The sequence below is a fragment of the Lacibacter sp. genome (genome assembly GCF_057361365.1).
This window is the reverse complement of sequence record NZ_JBMQSG010000005.1, coordinates 20,439-36,654: the sequence shown is the minus strand read 5'-3', so window position 1 is coordinate 36,654 and position 16,216 is coordinate 20,439. Positions and strand designations below refer to the sequence as shown.

General features: G+C 40.4%; 17 protein-coding genes. 6 read left to right on the top strand and 11 right to left on the bottom strand.

The features are described from left to right. Window positions 1-74: 74 nt before the first annotated feature. From ribD to ACO1QW_RS02125, 3 genes are read left to right on the top strand one after another with little or no spacing between them, the layout of a single operon-like run. Window positions 75-1,142, top strand: a complete 1,068-nt coding sequence (gene ribD, locus ACO1QW_RS02135) for a bifunctional diaminohydroxyphosphoribosylaminopyrimidine deaminase/5-amino-6-(5-phosphoribosylamino)uracil reductase RibD (RefSeq protein WP_486255250.1) — start codon at window positions 75-77, stop codon at window positions 1,140-1,142. 12 nt (window positions 1,143-1,154) lie between these two features. Beyond that, window positions 1,155-2,039: an EamA family transporter gene (locus tag ACO1QW_RS02130; RefSeq protein WP_486255248.1), complete on the top strand. Its 885-nt coding sequence runs from the start codon at window positions 1,155-1,157 to the stop codon at window positions 2,037-2,039. A 40-nt stretch (window positions 2,040-2,079) separates the two neighbouring features. Next, window positions 2,080-2,682 carry an IMPACT family protein gene (locus ACO1QW_RS02125; RefSeq protein ID WP_486255246.1) on the top strand — a complete coding sequence of 201 codons (603 nt, stop codon included), beginning with the start codon at window positions 2,080-2,082 and terminating at the stop codon, window positions 2,680-2,682. A gap of 104 nt (window positions 2,683-2,786) precedes the next feature. On the opposite strand, the gene ACO1QW_RS02120 is transcribed toward ACO1QW_RS02125, so the two are convergent. Next, a complete protein-coding gene (locus ACO1QW_RS02120) occupies window positions 2,787-3,548 on the bottom strand; it encodes a YdcF family protein (protein WP_486255244.1) in 762 nt (253 codons plus the stop codon). A 90-nt stretch (window positions 3,549-3,638) separates the two neighbouring features. Here ACO1QW_RS02120 and ACO1QW_RS02115 point away from each other — a divergent pair, with 90 nt between their 5' ends. Together ACO1QW_RS02115 and ACO1QW_RS02110 are read left to right on the top strand one after the other, a co-directional pair. After that, window positions 3,639-4,136: a hypothetical protein gene (locus tag ACO1QW_RS02115; RefSeq protein ID WP_486255242.1), complete on the top strand. Its 498-nt coding sequence runs from the start codon at window positions 3,639-3,641 to the stop codon at window positions 4,134-4,136. Between the two features lie 65 nt (window positions 4,137-4,201). Further along, complete coding sequence (locus ACO1QW_RS02110) at window positions 4,202-4,699, top strand: hypothetical protein (protein WP_486255241.1); 498 nt, start codon at window positions 4,202-4,204, stop codon at window positions 4,697-4,699. Window positions 4,700-4,701: 2 nt separating this feature from the next. Here ACO1QW_RS02110 and ACO1QW_RS02105 read toward each other — a convergent pair whose 3' ends face one another. The 10 genes from ACO1QW_RS02105 to ACO1QW_RS02060 form a co-directional block, all read right to left on the bottom strand. Beyond that, window positions 4,702-5,346, bottom strand: a complete 645-nt coding sequence (locus ACO1QW_RS02105; protein ID WP_486255239.1) for a L,D-transpeptidase family protein — start codon at window positions 5,344-5,346, stop codon at window positions 4,702-4,704. Between the two features lie 359 nt (window positions 5,347-5,705). Then, the gene (locus tag ACO1QW_RS02100) at window positions 5,706-6,242 is read right to left on the bottom strand and encodes a GNAT family N-acetyltransferase (protein WP_486255237.1); all 537 of its coding nucleotides are present in this window, start codon (window positions 6,240-6,242) and stop codon (window positions 5,706-5,708) included. A 128-nt stretch (window positions 6,243-6,370) separates the two neighbouring features. Then, window positions 6,371-7,687, bottom strand: a complete 1,317-nt coding sequence (locus tag ACO1QW_RS02095; RefSeq protein WP_486255235.1) for a sugar porter family MFS transporter — start codon at window positions 7,685-7,687, stop codon at window positions 6,371-6,373. A gap of 102 nt (window positions 7,688-7,789) precedes the next feature. After that, complete coding sequence (locus ACO1QW_RS02090; RefSeq protein WP_486255233.1) at window positions 7,790-8,254, bottom strand: hypothetical protein; 465 nt, start codon at window positions 8,252-8,254, stop codon at window positions 7,790-7,792. A gap of 71 nt (window positions 8,255-8,325) precedes the next feature. Next, window positions 8,326-8,739: a DsrE family protein gene (locus tag ACO1QW_RS02085; RefSeq protein WP_486255231.1), complete on the bottom strand. Its 414-nt coding sequence runs from the start codon at window positions 8,737-8,739 to the stop codon at window positions 8,326-8,328. A gap of 80 nt (window positions 8,740-8,819) precedes the next feature. Beyond that, a complete protein-coding gene (gene gltS, locus ACO1QW_RS02080; RefSeq protein ID WP_486255230.1) occupies window positions 8,820-10,046 on the bottom strand; it encodes a sodium/glutamate symporter in 1,227 nt (408 codons plus the stop codon). 89 nt (window positions 10,047-10,135) lie between these two features. After that, window positions 10,136-10,432, bottom strand: coding sequence for a YciI family protein (locus ACO1QW_RS02075; protein ID WP_486255229.1), 297 nt, complete (start codon window positions 10,430-10,432; stop codon window positions 10,136-10,138). Window positions 10,433-10,500: 68 nt separating this feature from the next. Beyond that, window positions 10,501-11,085 (bottom strand): HPP family protein, encoded by a 585-nt coding sequence (locus tag ACO1QW_RS02070; protein ID WP_486255227.1) that lies wholly within the window; start codon window positions 11,083-11,085, stop codon window positions 10,501-10,503. A gap of 76 nt (window positions 11,086-11,161) precedes the next feature. After that, complete coding sequence (gene mqnE, locus ACO1QW_RS02065) at window positions 11,162-12,331, bottom strand: aminofutalosine synthase MqnE (protein WP_486255226.1); 1,170 nt, start codon at window positions 12,329-12,331, stop codon at window positions 11,162-11,164. 127 nt (window positions 12,332-12,458) lie between these two features. Next, a complete protein-coding gene (locus ACO1QW_RS02060; RefSeq protein WP_486255224.1) occupies window positions 12,459-14,735 on the bottom strand; it encodes a M43 family zinc metalloprotease in 2,277 nt (758 codons plus the stop codon). A gap of 182 nt (window positions 14,736-14,917) precedes the next feature. Between ACO1QW_RS02060 and ACO1QW_RS02055 the strand changes: the two genes are divergently transcribed. Next, on the top strand, window positions 14,918-16,174 hold the full coding sequence (locus tag ACO1QW_RS02055) for a nucleoside permease (protein WP_486255223.1): 1,257 nt from the start codon (window positions 14,918-14,920) through the stop codon (window positions 16,172-16,174). Window positions 16,175-16,216: the final 42 nt, after the last annotated feature.

Sequence of the window (16,216 nt, the reverse complement as noted above, 5' to 3'; positions counted from 1 at the left end):
TATCGGTATGGCCTACCTAAACCGCCGTCAAAACAGGGCATACCTGTGAAACCGCTATTTTTGCAGCCTTGCGAATGACTACTGACGAACTATATATGCAGCGCTGTATTGAACTTGCCCGGAAGGGTTCAGGATCAGTGGCACCTAATCCAATGGTGGGAGCTGTGTTGCTGCATGAAGGAAGGATTATCGGCGAAGGTTGGCATCAACAATTTGGTGAATCACATGCAGAAGTAAATTGTATTAACAAGGCAATTGAAAACGGACATGCAGACAAACTGAAACATTCAACGATCTATGTTTCGCTTGAGCCCTGTGCGCATTTCGGCAAAACTCCTCCATGCAGTGATCTTATCATCAAACATCAAATACCAAAAGTGGTGATCGGTTGTCGTGATCCCTTTAAAGAAGTTGATGGCAAAGGAATCGAAAAGCTAAAAGCAGCAGGAGCGGAGGTAACAGTGGGTGTTTTGAAAGAAGAATGTATTGAGCTCAACAAACGTTTTTTCACTTTCCATCAACAGAAACGTCCTTATATCGTTCTAAAATGGGCGCAAACAAAAAATGGAAAAATTGCAGCTACAACACATGAGCGTTTATTGATCAGTAATGAAATGACCAACAGATTAGTTCATCAGTGGCGAAGCGAAGAAGCTGCAATACTTGTTGGAAAAAACACAGCAGCACTTGATGATCCACAACTCACCAATCGATACTGGCAAGGCAAACAGCCATTACGTTTGGTTTTAGACAAAGAACTTGAGCTGCCGGCTTCGTTGAAATTGTTTAATAATGATGCGCCAACGATCATCTTCAATACCAAACGTCATAACGATAAAGGCCAGCCACGCTATTATCAAATTACAAATGATGTGAGCATGGTACAACAAATGGTCCATGCATTGTATCAGCTAAATATTCAGAGTGTGATTGTAGAAGGTGGCGCCCGGTTGTTGGAATGCTTTATTGATGAAGAATTGTGGGATGAAGCACGTGTCATTACGAATCAGCAATTAACTGTCAATGATGGACTAGCGGCACCGCAGCTATCAAATGAATTGCAGGTTGCCGAACAGCAGATAGGCACCGATCATGTTGTCTTTTTTCGCAACATGCATAAACTCATAACCCATAACCTGTAACTTCTTTCCAACATGCTTTTACTTCTGATTGGTAGTATTGTTTTCAGTTCATGGTTAACGTTATCATTTAAGCTGTTGGAAAAGTTTGGTATCAATACATTCCAGGCAATCGTGTTCAATTATATCACTTGTGTTGTTACCGGCTCGTTTGTAAATGGTGAGTTTCCTATCAACAGTGAAGTAGTAAAAGGCAGTTGGTTTCCGTGGGCCATGCTGATGGGAACTGTTTTTATTTCCTTGTTCAACGTAATTGCTAAAACAGCGCAAGCAATGGGCGTGGCTGTGGCATCAGTGGGAAATAAGTTATCACTGGTCATTCCTTTTTTGTTTTCTATTTATTTGTATAACGAAGAAGCGACGATATTAAAAGTTGCTGGTGTTATTTTAGCGCTTATTGCAGTAGTGTTTACCTGCTGGCCATCAGCAGCGCATACAGAACCTTCGGGCAAAGTGGTGAAGACTGCTTACTTCCTTTTACCTGTTATTTTGTTTGTTGCAAGCGGTTTGCTTGATACTATGATCAAGTATGTTGAAACAACTTATATTAACGAAGCAAACCAGAATGCTTATCTCATCAGTGCGTTTGCTGCAGCGGCTTCACTTGGTATTATCAGTTTAATCTTCCTGTTCAGCACCGGACGTTTAAAGTTTGAACCAAGAGCAATTATCGCAGGAATGATCATTGGCGTGCCGAATTATTTTTCTATCTGGTGCCTGGTACGGGTGTTGAAAGCAAATGCCGGTAACAGTTCAGCAATTATTCCTATCAATAATATGGGCATTGTTTTATTCAGCACCGTTGCTGCCTATTTAATGTTCAAAGAAAAATTGACAAAACTAAATTGGCTGGGGATCATCATTTCCATTGCCGCCATAGCGTTGATCGCTTACGGTTAATCATTGCTTATTGTCTATTGCTAATTGCTTATTAAATTAAATGAACGAAGAATTTTATTATACTATTGCCCAACCCGTTGTTGCCGAGTTTAAAGATCGGGGCAGTCGATTTCTCGCTTACGCTTTTCCTTTGTCATCAGTTGATGAATTTAAAACAAACCTGAAACACCTGAAGGAGGAACATCCCAAAGCAGCGCATCATTGTTTTGCGTATCGTTTGGGTGTTGATGGAAATACATTTCGGGTAAGCGATGATGGCGAGCCTTCAGGTAGCGCAGGCAGACCAATACTGGGCCAGATCGACAGCAAACAAATTACAAATGTGCTGGTAGTAGTGGTTCGTTATTTTGGTGGCACATTGCTTGGTGTGCCAGGCTTAATCAATGCATATAAAACGGTTACTTCACTTGCATTACAAACAACACCCATTGTTCAAAAACAAATTGAAGTAAACTATCAACTGCATTTCGGTTATACAAAAATGAACGATGTAATGATGGTGGTGAAACAATACAACTGTACCGTAGTAAAACAAGAGCAAACATTGTTTTGCGATGTTGAGATCAGTATTCCCAAAAACAGGCTGGAAGAAGTGTTGTTTAAGTTAGGAGAGATGCATACAGTGGAAGTAAGGAAGTTGTGAGTTTTTAATTTTTAAGTTCTGGAGTCTGAGTTTCTAAGTTTAATAGTTGAAGCCGTAGACTGGATTTATTTTCCACTTCTAACTTCGTACTTTCGACTTTTTCGTCAGGCTTTCCCCGTCATTTTATACACCATTAACCCAACTACTTCTTTTAAATAATGATCCCACCCCTCAAATGAATAATGCGAAGGTGTAATGGCGTCAGTGAATAATTGTGGGTTGTCAATTGAAGTAAAATTGCATGGGTAAGCAATTGTGTTCAATCCAACTTTTGTAAACACTTTTTGTGAACGTTTCATATGCATGGCAGAAGTGATCAGTAGATAAGGTCCTTTCAATTGCAATGAATCGAGCAGCTTTTTTGAATAAACCGCATTCTCATAGGTATTCCGGCTTTGATTTTCACTTAGAATATCTTCTTGAGCAACACCCATTTTTAATAATTCGTCTCTTACAAAATCAGCTTCTTTGTATTGTTGACGTAGCACACTACCGCTCCCGCCGGTGATTAGTATTTTTTTGATATGCCCGAGTTTGTATAAACGAATTGCCTGGATGTAGCGGTCGCTGGCACCGCCATAAAAGCCTTGTTTGCTTTTAAACTCAAACGAAACAAAACCTGCCAGTAAAATACCCACCTGGTATTGTTCGCCGCTGGCCATTAGTTTTTGGTTGGCTTGCCAGTTAAGCGAAAGCTTGTGAATAATGTATGGGTTAGAAAACAACAGGAACCAGCCGATGCAAAAAATAACCCGGCGACGTTTCCGTTTTTGATCTTTTGTAAAAAAAGTGACCAGGATAAAAACAAGCAGCCAGTTAAAGGGCGAAATAAAGAAGTACAGGAGTTTGGACAACAGGAAAAACATGGCGTGAAGATAAAAATTTCCTGATGCTGGCAAAGTGCAGCAAGAAACAAAGTTTAGCAGGGATTTTGCAGTAAGTAAAGAAAATATTTTATGAAACAGTTCGCTATTTTGCTTGTTTTTATGGCTGCCGGTTTTGCTTCATCGTCTCAATTAAAAGTGAAGCCCGATTGCGGTGTTTTAACTGTTGATGTGTATAAGGGCTGGATCAATGAAACAAAGCCGAATGCTGATCCTGAACAAATGAAGGCTAAACTTCCATGCTTTACTTCGTCTGAAAAAGAAGGCAACGCATCCACTTGCGGCGGTGGTGTTTACCTGGATGACAAAGGAGTGCGATTTTACACGCAACGTGACTACATCGTCATCAACGAAAAGTTTAAAGGAAAGTTTACTGCCCCGGTAATGGGGGTGAAGAAAGGTGGTTTGTTTCCCAAATTTGGTAATCCAAAAATGAAAGATGCTAATTGGGAAGCTTATCAAATGGCTTATGGTATCATGATCGTTTATTACAACGCAAGGGGTGTGGTAAACAAAGTAATAATCAGCACCAAAACAACCGACGATATTGATCTCTGTACATCCAATTAACCACACGAATATCGAACTTGCTTAATTGGATGTTTCATAGGATATTTGTTGCACAAAATTTTTCTATGAAATATACTTTCACATTATTCGTGCTTGCCGTTTTTACTTTCACCGCAACTGCTCAATTGAAAACAAAACCCGATTGCGGCGCTATTACGGTTGATGTGCACAAAGGATGGATCAACGAAGCAAAACCAAATGCAGATCCCGAACAAATAAAAGCAAAGCTCCCTTGTTTTACTTCATCCGATAAAGAAGGAAATGAATCGGGCTGCGGTGGTGGTGTTTATTACGATGATAAAGGCATCTGCTTTTATATACAACGTGATTATGTGGTGATCACAGAAGCGTTTAAAGGAAAATTTACAGTTCCTGTTTTGGGTGCAAAGCGAGATGACTTGTTTGTACGTTTCGGAAATCCAAAAATGAAAGATGCTAACTGGGAAGCTTATCAAATGGCTTTTGGCATTATGATCGTTTATTACAACATGAAAGATGTGATCAATAAAGTGATCTTAAGCACAAAACCAGTTGACGAAATCGACCTCTGCAATATCAACTGATCTTATTTCTGAATGGTAACAGGCGTGCCCGATTTTGCATAGCGAACCAAATCTTCGATATGTGTATTCTTGAGTGAAATGCATCCGTTTGTCCAGTTGTAATATCGGTCGATGAAGTAATCGTTTCCTGATTCTACACCATGAATGCCAATGCCATTACCAACACTTGCATTTGCAGGAATAAGTCCGTCTTTTTTTCTCAGTTTGTATTTGATAAGGCTTTCTGTTGTTGGATAATCCAGCATCAGCATTTTCCGCCAAAGTTGGTGCTCCTTACTATAAATTATTTTAAAGGTGCCTTCAGGTGTCCGGCGATCGCCTTGCATAAACTTATCCTCTAAAGGTTTTAAGCCAAATACAACAGGGTAGGCAGCAAGCAATCCTTTACTGTCGTATACTCTCAATTCAAAATCTGATTTATCAACGACAATGCGAACAGCGCCAGTTGCAGTACCGGCAGCACGATAAAATTTTTGCATTGGACGAATACCCGTTTTATCAATCTTGGCAGTAGTGGTTGCATTTGTTTTGTACACAGCCGGCGTTGCATTTGTGGTTTCAGGAACAGATAAAGTTGAATTGGAATTAGTAGAACATGCTGCCGCAAGCATGCTTATTAGCAGTAATTCTGATGTAAATAGTTTCATAGCATATTGATTTTAATAAAGCAGTTGAAACAGTTCTACAAGCAGATAAAGGGTAATTGATGGTTGAATAACGCCACAAAATAATTGCTTATTGCTTAATAAAAAACAGGCTTTTGTAGGACAACTTTGAAATGTGAAAAACAACATGGTAGCTTTACTTATTCCAAAATATTATTTGAAGGAATAGTGATAGTGTAATTCCTTCTTCATAAGTATTTCATGTAAATCATTTTGTGGTTTCACGGCTGAAACAAATAGAATTGAAAAGAAATCAAGTCTTTTGATCGTGACATCCATATCGTGATGGCAATGAAAAAAATGTGGAAAACTAAATTGCATCAGAATTATGCCAGGGAAAATTACAAAGGAAGAATCATGTCTTCGTTTAAGCCATTGTATTGAAAATGGCCGAGTGAGCGAAATCCGTTTTTTTGATAAAAACGCACAGCTTTAAAATTATCTGTTTGCACCCCTCCCCAAAGAATAAGTTGTTTCACTTTCCTGTTTTTCATTTCAGCGAGAACATAATTGAATAACAACTGTCCAACTCCAGAGCTTTGCCATTCATCCGTAACAGACGGTGCAATGGTGTAGCAATGATCATATGCTATATCAACTCCATATTGTTGCAGGCGTGGATAATCGTGGTGCAGGTATCCTTTTTTCAAAACCGTGTAACCAATGATATTTTCGGAAGCAGGATCAACCGCAATCCATCCTTCATGATCATCGCAGTGATGAAAATTTATTACTTCGTCTTTGTGATAGGGATGTGGTTGAAAACGTCGTACAGTTGCAGGACTCAATTGATAGAGATAAGTCAGCAGGCGATCGAAGTCGTTTTTAGTAAGCTGCCTGATAACAACAGGCTTATTTTTTTTTGTTAAAACTGTCATGCTGAGAGGCCATTATTAAACTGCACAATTCCAGGAATACGTCGACATCTCTCCACTAGGTAGTAATGCAGGTGCTTCATGGTTTTGCTTTAGCAATTTACGAAATTCTTTCGTTGAAGGTTTTATTCTCAATGAATAATTCTCGTCTCCATGTCTTCAAGTGCTACACCTTTTGTTTCAGGCATCATAAAACGAACATACATTAGTTGCAGTATCATCATCACGCAAAAGAAAAGGAAAATAGGACCGCCACCGAATTTGCCTGCGAACCATGGAAATGCATTGGCAATGATGGCTGCAAATACCCAATGCGTAAGGCTACCAAATGATTGACCGCTTGCACGCACTTCATTTGGAAAAATTTCTGAGATAAACACCCATATTACAGCTCCTTGTCCAACAGCATGTGCAGCTATGAACAGGAAAACAAAAAACTGCATACCAGTATATTGATCGGTATAAAATGCATGAGCCATTAAACCCAATGAAACAATGTAACCGATAGAGCCGACATACATCAGCAATTTTCGCCCAAACCTGTCGATGATTGAAAGACCTATCATCGTAAAAATTAAATTCACCACACCAATGCCTGTTGATGAAAGTAATGCCGATGAAGTGCCAAGCCCCGTCATTTCAAATACACGTGGTGCATAATAAATAATGGCGTTGATACCTGATGCCTGGTTGAAGAATGCCAATAAAAATGCAAGCAGTATCGGCCAGCGGAATTGTTTTGAAAAGAAATTGGTTTTTATTTTTCGCTCCGTATGTTTTGATTCAACAATGGCTTTCAACGTTTGATCTGCAGTGGAAGGATCAATTTGATCCAATACTTCTTTTGCTTTTGCCGTATCGTTCCTGTGCATTACAAGCCAACGTGGACTTTCTGAAATGAACAAAGTGAGTAAGGTAAAGATCAAGGAAGGAATGGCGACTATGCCTAACATCCAGCGCCAATCATTTTCGCCTGTTGCTCCCAGTAAATAATTTGATACATAGGCGATGAGTATACCAAAAACTATATTGAACTGAAACAAGGCTACTAAAAATCCACGCTTCTTCGCCGGTGCAATTTCAGAAATATACAGTGGCGACACAACCGATGATGCGCCAATACTAAAACCGCCCAACACACGAAAGATCATGAAGACATACACATCCTGCGCCATTGCTGAGCCCAGCGATGAAACAAGAAATAATAAACCGATCCAGAATAAGGAGCGTTTACGACCAAGCTTATCAGCAATAACGCCACCGAACAATGCACCTATTACTGTGCCGTACAATGCCGTGGCAATGGCAAGACCATGCATGGCATCGCTCAATTGCCATAGGTGCTGAATTTTTTGTTCAGCTCCTGAGATAACGGCTACATCTAATCCAAAAAGAAAACCGCTTAACGCTACTGTAAGCGACCATAGAAGTAATTTATTTGTTTGCATGCAATCGTGGTTTAGGTATGCTGAGTGTAGTACGTACGTGAAAATAAACTTTATGTTGCAAGTACAAACATAAGTTTCGGTACAAACGATTGCAGTTGGAAATTAGGTTGCTTGTCGCCGGAAAGCAGCCGCCATGAACGAAAGAGGTATGCCTATACAAACAACAATGATGGAGGCAGCAATAATAGCTGCCGGTAAATTAAACGGCTGTTTATTTGTGAGCGATAATGGTAACACAACAAAACGCATAAATGACCAGGCAAAAATGCCATAAACGATACCTGTAATTAAACGATGGTTTAACAGCAAAGGAATTTTACTGCAAAGCCAGAAGAAGAAAATCGTAAAACTCATGGCGATAAAATAATGAAACAAAAAACCCCAGGCGATCATGTCGGCGCTTCCTTTCAGGGCAGCACTCCCAAAAACACCGCTTGCAACAAATTTTAAAACAGTGAGCGGATCTTTCCCTGTTTTAATATAAAACTGAAGCATGGCAGCAGTAATATCGAGTGTGCCGACAATAATACCGGCCAGTAGAATTTTTGGCGTTATTAATTTATTCATGTCAATTGTTGAATGAGAAGATCAAATTACAAGGCTTCCGGATGTTTGCAAACCCGGAGCTGTGAGATACATCAATTCGCCACTTTAATATAACCATAACCTTCAGCCTGTTTTTTCACGAGTTCATAAATACCATCGGGAACGGTTTGCACACCGGGTAATAAGTTTCCCTTGTTGATCTCGTGCACTTTCATGGCCACTTCACAAACACGAAAAACAGCTTTGTTAGCAGCAACGATCTTTTGTATGTCATCGGTAACTGATGATTTTTGTTTTGTAACCATATTTAATGATTTGCCATAGAACACTACTTCAATTTTGGCAGTGGGGTCCGCTTCTGTAATCAGGTTTATCCAGCGAATAACACGTGCATGCACTTCGGGATCTGAACTGGTAAGATCAAACACCACATTGTAAGGTTTGTTTTGAGCAATCAATGATGAAGTGGCAAGACACAGCAGAATAAATAAACATATCTTTTTCATAACCTTGAAGTTTAAGATGTAAAAGTTACAACATCTGCAAGGCTACGTCAAGTACTGCAACAATGTTTTGTTTATAGCAGTTACTTCAAAAAGTTGGCAAACACAGTGATCACAATTGCATTTACATAATCAATAAAAAAAGCACCAACCAGTGGAACTACCAGGAAGGCATGGGGTGCAGATCCGTATTTCGATACAATTGTTTTCATCACCACCATCGCATTGGCAATAGTGCCAAGCATAAAGCCAATGAAACCACTCGACATAACAGCGGCTTCATAATCTTTGCCCATAAACATAAATGTTACCGCTATTGCAAAGAAGAGAGCAACCAACACCTGGGCAAGAAGAATAACGGTAAGAGGTAATGCCAAATGAAATAACTCCCAGAGTTTCAGATCCATCAAGGCAACGGTGAGAAAAATATTTAGCGCAATATTGCCTGCAAAGTCAATTGATCTTTGATCGATGACAATCCATTCTGTTTTGTCGTTGATGTTTCTGAACAAGGCACCCACAATCATAGCGCCGATATAAGAGGGAAGTGTAACACCCGACTTTGCAATCAATAAACTTACAATGCCGCCAAGCCCCATAATGATGATGGTGTTGATAAGACTGATAGTAAATACAGAATTTTCACTGGTTGTATCAATGTGAATTATTTCATGAGGTTCCTCTTCGTCCACTTCGCCTGCAATTCTTTTTGATGCTTTTTTTAAATTGAATTTCCGGATAAGAAATGTTCCAAAAGGTCCGCCGAGTAAACCACCGAAGACAATTCCAAATGTAGCTGAAGTAATTGCGATTGTTTCGGCACCTTTCAACCCAAGTTCTTCAAAGAGCGGAGAGAAGGCCAAGCCGGTTGCTGGCCCGCCAACTAATGTTACGGAGCCGGCCATTACACCAAATGCTTTTGGTACATCAAATAAACTGGCCACTCCAATGCCGGCGAGATTTTGAATGATGCAAAACGCAGAGGCAATCACCAGGAATACGGTCACTTGCATTCCGCCTCTTTTTAATAATGCAAAGCTGGCATTGGTGCCGATTGACGTAAAAAAAAGCACCATGCATAACGATTGCATGGAAGTGTCGATGCTGATATTGAGAAATCTGTTGTGCAGAACCAGGTTGATTGCAGCAAATACTAATCCACCCAATACAGCAGAAGGGATGTTCAGGTGTTCAAGAATTTTTATTTTTCGCTTGAGTAATACACCGGCCAGGTAAACAATGCCGGCAATGGCAAATGTCTGGATCAGGTCGAGACGCAAATGTGGAATGAGAGCCTGGGTTTTATCCATAAAAACGATCGTGGGATTGCAGGGTTAATTTAAACCTTTATTTCCGATTGTTTTTAGAATACTGTTTGATCAGCTACAAATACCAGCTTCTATTTTTGAGGAACTACCGCTTTCATTGGAAAATATTCATACCTGTTGATGGCTGCCGCAGGATCATTTACAATAAAATCTGTTACTTCCTGCTCATCGTCAACAGCAATAATTCCTAATCCATAAACTTCAGCCGGGTCCATTACGGGACCGAATGCGACAACTTTGCCTTTATTCATCAAATCCATCCAATAACCAACATGCGTCATCATGATGTTTCTTTCTTCTTCGCTCATGGTTTGTGCAAAGTCGGGTCGGGAAGGGAGGAGATGTAATACAAAGTATTTTTTGTCCATCGCTAAGGGTTTTATAATGAATGAGAAATAAAGTTATTAGTTATACGCATAAAATCATAGCAGATAAATCACAGCGCTCTCTTCCTAAACATTCTCGTAAGCCTGCTATTCGTTGGATACTTCCGGTTGGGAGTAATATTGTTAAATACAAGTGCAGTAGTGAGCAATATTAATACACCACTTAAAATAGGCGAAAATACATAACCGTAACCAAGCGATTTTATATTGGGTGTTCCAATAACAGCGATCAACGCTGTTGCGCCACCAGGAGGGTGCAGCGATTTAGTGATCTGCATGGCAACAATGGAAAGTGAAACAGCAAGTGGTGCTGCAACCCAGTTAATGCCGGGCAAGAGTTTATAAATGGTCACTCCAATGAAGGCTGAGATAAGATGACCACAAACCAAATTGCGTGGTTGTGCCAACGGGCTTTGAATAGCACCAAACAGTAACACGCTTGTTGCACCAAAAGAACCAATCAAAAAGATGTTCTCAAGTTCAGAAAAGAAATGTGATTGTATAAAAGCAATTGTGCCAATACCGAGAAATGCACCAATGAACGACCAGATATGTTCCTGCGTGTTAACTAAAGTTTCTTTATAAATAACGTATTGAGAAATCCGTAAGGTTCTTTTGATCTTTTTTCTAACCATTAAATGATTGTTGGTGTGGGGTAAAAATAAAACCTCTGGAGTTTAGCAAACCCCGGAGGTTTATATTTAAGTTCATTTAATTACTTGAAAAGCCTGCTTCTTCTGCTACGGTTACTTCACTGTAATCTTTTACAACATTGTACAACGTATCTCGCTCAACAGGTTTGCGGTTTACTTGTTTTATAAGTGCAACTAATTGTTCAGTTGTCATGGTAGGTGTTTGTTCTTCGCTGCCTGCCATGCTGTAAATTTTTGTAGTATCATCGATAGTGCCATCAATATCATTTACGCCAAAGCTTAACGTCATTTGTGCATTGTGCCGTCCAAGCATTGGCCAATATGCTTTCAGGTGCGGAAAGTTATCGAGGAACAAACGTGCAATGGCATACATCTTCATATCTTCTACCACCGTGCTTTCAGGTACATTACTCATGTCGTTATCCTGGTTGCGAAACTTGAGTGGTATAAAAGTCTGGAAGCCTTTTGTTTCATCCTGCAAATTTCTTAAACGACTCATATGATCAACACGATGCCAGTATTTTTCAATATGACCGTATAACATTGTTGCGTTACTATGCAAACCAAGTTTATGAGCAGTTGCATGAATATTCAGCCAGCCGTCGCCATCCACTTTGTCGGCGCAGATCTGTTGGCGAATTTCAGGATGAAAAATTTCGGCACCACCACCGGGAATAGAATCCAGTCCATGACTGATCAAAATTTTCAATCCCTCTTCGGCACTCACTTTTGCTTTACGGAACATGTAATCATATTCCACAGCGGTAAACGCTTTAATATGCAAATCGGGGCGATGTGTTTTAATTGCTTTCAACAGATCTGCAAAGAACTGCAGGTCCATTTTGGGATGCACACCACCAACAATATGTGCCTCGGTAACCGGTACGCCATCATATTTTTTTACCATGTGCAACATCTGGTCGATACTCAACTCCCAACCTTCATCACGCTTCGCATACAATTTTGAATAAGAACAAAAGTTGCAACTGAACACGCATACATTGGTTGGTTCAATATGAAAATTGCGGTTGAAATAAGTGGTGTCGCCATGCATACGTTCACGCACAAAATTTGCAAGGGCACCGATAAAGGGGAGACTTGCTTTTTCAAACAGTAATACAGCATCTTCTTCGCTGATGCGTTGCTGGTTATATATTTTATCCGCTATCTGTTGTAAGTCTGTACTGATCCTGTTGCCTTTGAGTATCGCTTCAATTCCTGTTTGCATAAAATATTTCTTGTTTAGTGTGTTGCAAAGCCATTCGTAAACGGGCCAAAATAAAACAGCGCAACTTTTGGCAAAGTTACGCTGCGAACGGTTTCAAACCTGCATTGGTTATGTGTTGTATAACAGTTTAATTATTGACCTTGATCACCCTGAATGTATCTGTGGTTCGTGAGCGGTAAACGATCTGAACGGTATAGATACCACTGCTCATACCGCCGAGGTCAATTTCCTGGTAACCTGGTGTGGGAACAGTTACGGGCCGGCCAAGTGCAATACGTTTTTGCCATACCAATTGCCCCAGCTGGTTATACACGTTAATGTATTCTAAATTGGCAGGAGGATCGAAATACTGCAGAGAAAATTTATCCCTGAACGGGTTAGGCGTAATCATAATGCCTTTTGCTCTAAGGTTGGGATTAACATCCCGAACAATGATATTGATGTCATCAATATAAATATTGTTCTCCCAATTGGTTGTATTGCGGAAAACAACCTGCATATATTGTTTCGTGGTTCCTGAAAAATCGCCAAGAAACACACTATCCTTGCGCCACTCACCTGCATTCGGTATAAATGATTCAGTGGTTGCAACATTTCCTGTAGTAATAAGATCACGCCCCCATTTCTTATACACTGAACGTAAGGTTACACCACAATCATCGGTTACAAATATCTCTAATGTATCGGTGGGTAAATTAACATCAAATGGATTGGAATACATGGCGGCCGCAACCTGGAATGTGAGGAAAGCCGAATCCTTGCCTCTTACTTCAAGAAGTGGTGAGTACATATAATCCTGCGCTCCATTCATATCATAATCAAAGTTGTTGATGAACATGGACGCAACACCTGTTTTGGCTGCAGTTGTTGTGCGTTCCCATGTAATGCCTCTGTCAGGATTAATGCGTTGCCATAACACAGGAGGAAAAGTTGTTGACTCAAATCCTTCTGTTAATGGCAATGTGCCAACAGGAAATACAACGCCATCAATACGACCTGTATCATTTGATAATCGTTGATCAACATTTCCATTAGGATTAGATGTGTAAACAGTAAGATTAGCATTGAGCCCGGGGTTCAATGTCATTGGATTTAATGTAACATCCATCGAAGACAATGAAAGAAGATTGCCGGTCCAGTTAGTAATAACGGGCGTGCCTGTTCCAAATCGTGCAGTAATTGTAAGACTGGTAATATTATCTGTTCCTGCATTGCGAATTGTTACAACCGGGCGATAAATATTGCTGCATACATAAATATAACTGTTACCATTGCTGCAGGCAGCAAGCGTTGGATCATTAAACTTTACAAATTTTGCATCACGGTTAACTGTAGTAACGGGTGTGCACCCGTTGGATGCTGCAAGCGACACAAGCCAGGGGAATGAACTAAGCGTTGCTTCTGCACGCAGTTGCTGCTGCGGAGTAAACATCACCATGGCCCGGTCATCAACATAATCCATATAATTCATCCACATAATTCCGGGATCGGTAGTGGTACATGCATCTTTTATAATACTGTCGGCAGCGGGAGCACCATAAGTGGCCCTGTACTGAGCAGGAGTTTCGGTTATGCCATCATCATCAGTGCATGTTTGTATTCCGTCCTCGTCATTATTAGGTCCCCAGATATGTTCAAGATCAAAGAAATGCCCAATTTCATGTGTGGCAGTGCGACCAAGATTAAAAGGTGCCTGGGCAGTTCCCGTTTTACCAAATGCCTGGTAATTGTTTACAAAGCCACGTTCATTTAAGGGAATACTTGGTAAGGGGAGAGAGGCATAATACGAATAACCTAGATAACCATCGGGCATGGCACATACCCAGATATTTAAATATTTTGACGCATCCCATGCATCACTGCCTCCCTCGCATGTAAACTTAACAGGATCGGTTTCGCCGGGATCAGACATTCTTGACGAAGTAACACGCACAATACCATTTGTGCCTTCGCCCTGCGGATCTCGTTTCGCCAAACAAAAACGAAGGTTGCCCTTTCCAAATCGTGGCTTAAAAGCTGCAGGTATACGAACCGAATCAGCATTCAACCCGGCATAATCGGCATTGAGCACATCAATCTGCGATTGGATTTGTAAATCTGTTACAAGGTTTGGGTTTGGCAACACCACATGTACCACCACCGGAATTGTAATAACGGCATTGGTGCGGAAAAATTCATTGAACTCTTTCAGTTGATTAAAACGTGCAAGAGCTGATTGGCGGTTGCTCAGCATTCGTGTTTTCAAACGTGGATCTTTTTTCACCGCTTCCTCAAATACAAATTGCGACCCGCATCGATGAAAATCCTTAGGCTGTAAAGTTGTTGATTTTTGCTTTTGGGCAGTTGTATGCAAACAACAGGTGCTCAGCAACAAAAAAAAGAGTGCGGTCTTGATCAACTTCATACAGGAGGTTATACTGTGAATGTACGAAGTAGTGCTCAAAAAGGTTGCTTCTGCTGAGCACCGATTTTAACCGTTTGTGTAAACATCAGACAGGTTTCGGAGCTGTTTAACCTTGTTTCAGATGTTGCAAAAACCGTTATCTTTCAATCTAAATACAAATCGTTCAATCAAAATAATTGTTGATGAGTTTGAAGTTTCGTCTTACCGTTCTTAGTTTTCTCCAGTTTTTTATTTGGGGCTCCTGGTTAATTACAATTGGTGCATATTGGTTTCAAACAAAACAATGGTCGGGCACTAACTTCGGCGCTATCTTTTCTACCATGGGTATATCGGCAGTGTTTATGCCAACGCTTGCAGGTATTATTGCCGACAGGTGGATCAATGCTGAACGTTTGCTCGGCATCTTTCATATATGTGCAGCGGCTGTACTTATTGCATTGCCACAGGTGAACGATCCTTTTACTTTCTTTTGGGTGATGTTATTGAACATGATCTTTTACATGCCTACTATTTCACTAGGCAATACTGTTTCGTATAATGCATTAAAAAATAATGGTGGTAATGTGGTAAAAGATTTTCCTCCCATTCGTGTATGGGGTACTATTGGTTTTATTGCTGCCATGTGGATGGTGAGTTTGTTACACATCGAAACTTCGGCAAGCCAGTTTTATGTTGCAGCAGGAGCGTCGCTCTGTTTGGGATTGTATTCTTTCTCCCTACCGAAATGTGTACCCGGTTTAAAAATAAAACCAGGCAGCCCGCTGGTAGATGTATTAGGTCTACGTGCATTCACCTTGTTTAAAGAATGGAAGATGGCTTTGTTCTTCATCTTTGCCATGTTGCTTGGCGCAGCGTTGCAGTTAACTAATGCATATGGTGATACTTTCTTACACGACTTTGCAAAGGTGGACGAATATAAAGATACACTGGCAGTGAAATATCCAGCAATCATTATGTCTATTTCGCAGATCTCTGAAACAGTGTTTATTCTTGCTATTCCTTTTATGCTTCGTCGTTTTGGTATTAAGCAAGTAATGTTGTTTAGTATGGTTGCATGGGTGTTGCGTTTTGGTTTGTTTGCTTATGGTAATCCTGGTGCCGGATTATGGATGATCATTCTCTCTTGTATTGTATATGGATTAGCGTTCGACTTTTTTAATATCTCTGGTTCTTTGTTTGTGGAAACACAAAGCGAGCCTGCTATACGTGCTAGTGCGCAAGGTGTGTATATGATGATGACGAATGGCTTTGGTGCATTGCTTGGCAGTTCGATAAGTGGTATTGTGATCGATAAATATTATACGCTTGCAAACGGAGATAAAGACTGGCATGGCATCTGGATTGCCTTTGCTGTTTATGCGTTGATTGTTGCTGTGCTGTTTGCAGTGTTGTTCCGGCATAAACACGATCCGAAATCAATAACGAATATTGGTCATTAAAAAGAAACCCCGCCAACGGCGGGGTTTCTTTTTATCAATGAC